The organism is Caballeronia sp. (assembly GCF_049581465.1).
Taxonomy (GTDB): Bacteria; Pseudomonadota; Gammaproteobacteria; order Burkholderiales; family Burkholderiaceae; genus Caballeronia.
The window spans coordinates 1-3,758 of sequence record NZ_JBAUSA010000835.1; the positions used below are offsets into that span (position 1 = coordinate 1).

Annotated in this window: 5 protein-coding genes; 3 read left to right on the forward strand and 2 right to left on the reverse strand. The window is 61.5% G+C overall.

The genetic code is table 11. The features are described 5' to 3' along the window. Together WCA53_RS20485 and WCA53_RS20490 are read right to left on the reverse strand one after the other, a co-directional pair. Nucleotides 1-466: LysR family transcriptional regulator (locus tag WCA53_RS20485; protein WP_423914943.1), on the reverse strand; the 466-nt coding region annotated here is incomplete at its 3' end. Nucleotides 467-472: 6 nt separating this feature from the next. After that, nucleotides 473-1,282, reverse strand: coding sequence for an IclR family transcriptional regulator (locus WCA53_RS20490; RefSeq protein ID WP_423914945.1), 810 nt, complete (start codon nucleotides 1,280-1,282; stop codon nucleotides 473-475). A gap of 176 nt (nucleotides 1,283-1,458) precedes the next feature. On the opposite strand from WCA53_RS20490, the gene WCA53_RS20495 reads away from it, so the two are divergent. From WCA53_RS20495 to WCA53_RS20505, 3 genes are all read left to right on the forward strand, one after another. Then, entirely contained in the window at nucleotides 1,459-2,169 is a 711-nt protein-coding gene (locus WCA53_RS20495) for a 3-oxoacid CoA-transferase subunit A (protein WP_423914947.1), read from the forward strand. Nucleotides 2,170-2,184: 15 nt separating this feature from the next. Further along, entirely contained in the window at nucleotides 2,185-2,847 is a 663-nt protein-coding gene (locus WCA53_RS20500) for a 3-oxoacid CoA-transferase subunit B (RefSeq protein ID WP_423914949.1), read from the forward strand. Nucleotides 2,848-2,929: 82 nt separating this feature from the next. Continuing rightward, the coding region (locus WCA53_RS20505) for an acetyl-CoA C-acyltransferase (RefSeq protein ID WP_423914952.1) at nucleotides 2,930-3,758 on the forward strand (829 nt) is incomplete at its 3' end.

Consider the following 3,758-nt stretch of genomic DNA (forward strand, 5'->3'; position numbering starts at 1 on the left):
AATAACCGATGGCCAAATCGATTTCACCGCTTTCCAGCGCGCGCTCGACCTGATCGTGTTTCAGCGATACGGAGCGCAGATTTGCCCGTGGCGCGACACTGGCGAGCGTCTGCAACAGGCGCGGCAAGAACACGATTTCACCCACATCCGACAGCGCGATCGAGAATGTGCCGGCGGCGTTGGCGGGATCGAAATGCGGCGTGTCGAGCAACCCGCGTTCAATACGATTCAACGCCTCGCGCGCAGCGGGCACGAGCGCGAGCGCGCGCGGCGTCGGGTCCATGCCACGCGACGTGCGCACGAATAACGGGTCGTTGAAATGAGCGCGAAGGCGCCCGAGCGCGGTGCTCACGCGCGGCTGGCTCACGCCCAGCCGTTCGGCCGCGCGGCTTACGTTGCGCGTTTCCTCGATTGCGACGAGGTACGGAATCAGGTTCAGGTCGAGGTCGTCGGGTTTGATGGCCATGATGATTCAGCCACGTCTCGCGACCATCTCCGACACCCTCTGCGCGGCGTCGAGCAACGGTTCCAGGAACGCCTTCACCATTTGCTTGGCGCTCTTGCGCTGCGCGTTGCCGCTGATGTTCAACGCGGCAATCACGCGACCCTGGCGATCGCGGATCGGTGCGGACATCGAGATCAGCCCTTCCTCCAGTTCCTGGTCGACGATCGCCCAGCCCTGTTTCCGCACGAGGGCGAGCGCGCTCTTGAGCGCGGCTTTATCGACGATGGTACGCGGCGTGCGTGCTTCCAAAGGATGTGCATCAAGGACCGCGTCGAGCTTGTCGTCGTCCAGCGCGGCGAGCAGTACGCGCCCCATCGACGTGCAAAAGGCCGGCAGGCGGCTGCCGATCGACAGGTTGATCGTCATGATCTTGTGCGTTGGCACGCGCAGCACGTACACGATCTCCGAGCCGTTCAGCACTGCGGCGGAGCAGCTTTCATGGACACGTTCCACCAGTTCTTCCATGACCGGTTCAGCGAGATTCCAGAACGGCATCGAAGTAAGGTAGGCAAAGCCGAGGTCGAGTATCTTGGCAGTGAGCGTGAAGTAACGGCCGTCTGCATCGACATAACCGAGCGCCTGCAACGTGAGCAAGATGCGGCGTGCCCCGGCGCGCGTCAGGCCCGATGCGGCCGCGACTTCCGACAAGGTCTGGGCCGGGCGAGTGGCGTCGAAGGAACGGATCACCGACAAACCCCGCGCGAACGACTGCACGTAGGCATCGCCGGGGCGTGACGTCACTTCTGTAGATTCGCTTTCCATGATGTCCGGGGTCATCACAAGTCACTCCAAAGAAAGCCTAATAGGTATAAACCCGAGTTTCGTCAAGAGTTTCATTGACACCGCAACGAATGCACGAATAAGATGCGGTTGTTCGCTAAACGAATCGATGTTCGCACAGCGAACTCACAAAAGCAAGCACCGGACATCGAGACAAACGAAGGAAGGACGGCATGATCAACAAGATTTTTGACTCGCTCAGCGCGGCCGTGGCGGATATGCAGGATGGCGCGACCGTGATGATCGGCGGCTTTGGCACGGCGGGCATGCCGTCCGAACTTATCGACGCGCTGATCGAGCAGGGCGCGCGCAATCTCACTATCGTCAACAACAACGCCGGCAACGGCGAAACAGGCCTGGCAGCGCTGTTGAAGGCGAAGCGCGTGCGCAAGGTCATCTGCTCCTTTCCGCGACAAAGCGATTCGCAAGTGTTCGACGGGCTTTATCGCGCGGGCGAGCTTGAACTCGAACTGGTGCCGCAGGGCAATCTGGCGGAGCGCATTCGCGCGGCGGGCGCAGGGATTGGCGGGTTCTTTACGGCGACCGGATACGGGACGAAACTGGCGGAAGGCAAGGAGACGCGGTTTATAGATGGCCGGCACTACGTGCTCGAATCTCCGCTGCACGCGGATTTCGCGCTGATCAAGGCGTACAAGGGCGATCGGTGGGGCAATCTCGTATACCGGAAGACGGCGCGCAATTTCGGGCCGATCATGGCGAGCGCGGCGAAGATCGCGATTGCCCAGGTGTCGCAAGTCGTGCCGCTCGGTGCGCTCGACCCGGAAAACATCGTGACGCCAGGCATTTTCGTGCAGCGCGTGATCGAAGTGCCACAGGCCGAGCACGCGGCCGAGTTGGCGGCAGGTTCCGCACAAGCCGCGTAAAAACAGGATATCGACATGAAAAAACTGACTCGTGACGAAATGGCCCAACGCGTGGCCCGCGACATTCCCGAAGGCGCCTACGTGAATCTCGGCATCGGCGTGCCGACGCTCGTGGGCAACCACCTCGCGGCGGATCGCGAGATTTTCCTGCACAGCGAAAACGGTCTGCTGGGCATGGGTCCCGCGCCCGCGAAAGGCGCCGAAGACGACGAATTGATCAACGCGGGCAAGCAGCATGTGACCTTGCTGACAGGCGGCGCTTTTTTCCATCACGCGGATTCGTTCGCGATGATGCGCGGCGGCCATCTGGATATCTGCGTGCTTGGCGCGTTCCAGGTCTCGGCGAAGGGCGATCTCGCGAACTGGCACACCGGCGCACCCGATGCGATTCCTGCGGTGGGTGGCGCGATGGATCTGGCGATCGGCGCGAAAAAAGTCTACGTAATGATGGAATTGCTGACCAAACAGGGTGAAAGCAAGCTCGTGGCCGACTGTTCGTATCCTGTGACGGGCGTGAATTGCGTGACGCGCGTGTACACGGATCACGGCGTGTTCGACCTGTCGAAGGAAGGTTTCGTCGTGCGCGAAATCGTCGATGGCCTTTCTCTCGAAGAGCTCCAAAAACTGGCGAACGTTCCGCTCACGTATGTGCCGCTCGAAGCGGCGACGCCGGCCTGATGCCATTGCTTGAATAGATCGAGCTCGAATCCATGGAGTTTGAATCCGCCGAGCTTGAATACATAGAGTCAAGGAGATTTGCATGAAAGACGCTTTCATTTGTGACGCGATCCGTACGCCCATCGGCCGTTACGGCGGCGCGCTGTCCTCCGTGCGTGCCGACGATCTCGGCGCGGTGCCGTTGCGCGCGCTGATGGAGCGCAACAAGGAAGTGGACTGGAGCGCCGTCGAAGACGTGATCTACGGTTGCGCGAACCAGGCTGGCGAGGACAATCGCAACGTCGCGCGCATGTCGACGCTGCTGTCAGGTTTGCCGGAAGGCGTGTCCGGTACGACGATCAACCGGTTGTGCGGTTCGGGCATGGACGCCGTCGGCGTGGCTGCCCGCGCGATCAAGTCGGGCGAAGCGGCGCTGATGATCGCGGGCGGTGTGGAAAGCATGAGCCGCGCACCGTTCGTGCAGGGCAAGGCGACGAGCGCGTTCTCGCGTCAGGCTGAAATCCACGATACGACCATCGGCTGGCGTTTCGTCAATCCGCTGATGAAGAAGATGTACGGCGTCGATTCCATGCCGGAAACGGGCGAGAACGTGGCGACCGATTTCAAGGTGAGCCGCGAAGATCAGGACGCGTTCGCCGTGCGCAGCCAGCAGAAAGCCGCGCGCGCACAGAAGGATGGCACGCTCGCGCAGGAAATCGTGTCGGTGAGCATTCCTCAGAAAAAGGGCGATGCGGTCATCGTCACGCAGGACGAACATCCGCGTGAAACCAGCATGGAAGCGCTCGCGCGGCTGAAAGGCGTGGTGCGCCCGGACGGCACGGTGACGGCAGGCAACGCATCGGGCGTGAACGACGGCGCAGCAGCGCTTCTTCTCGCCGACGAAGACAGTGCCAAGCGTTTCGGCTTGACAC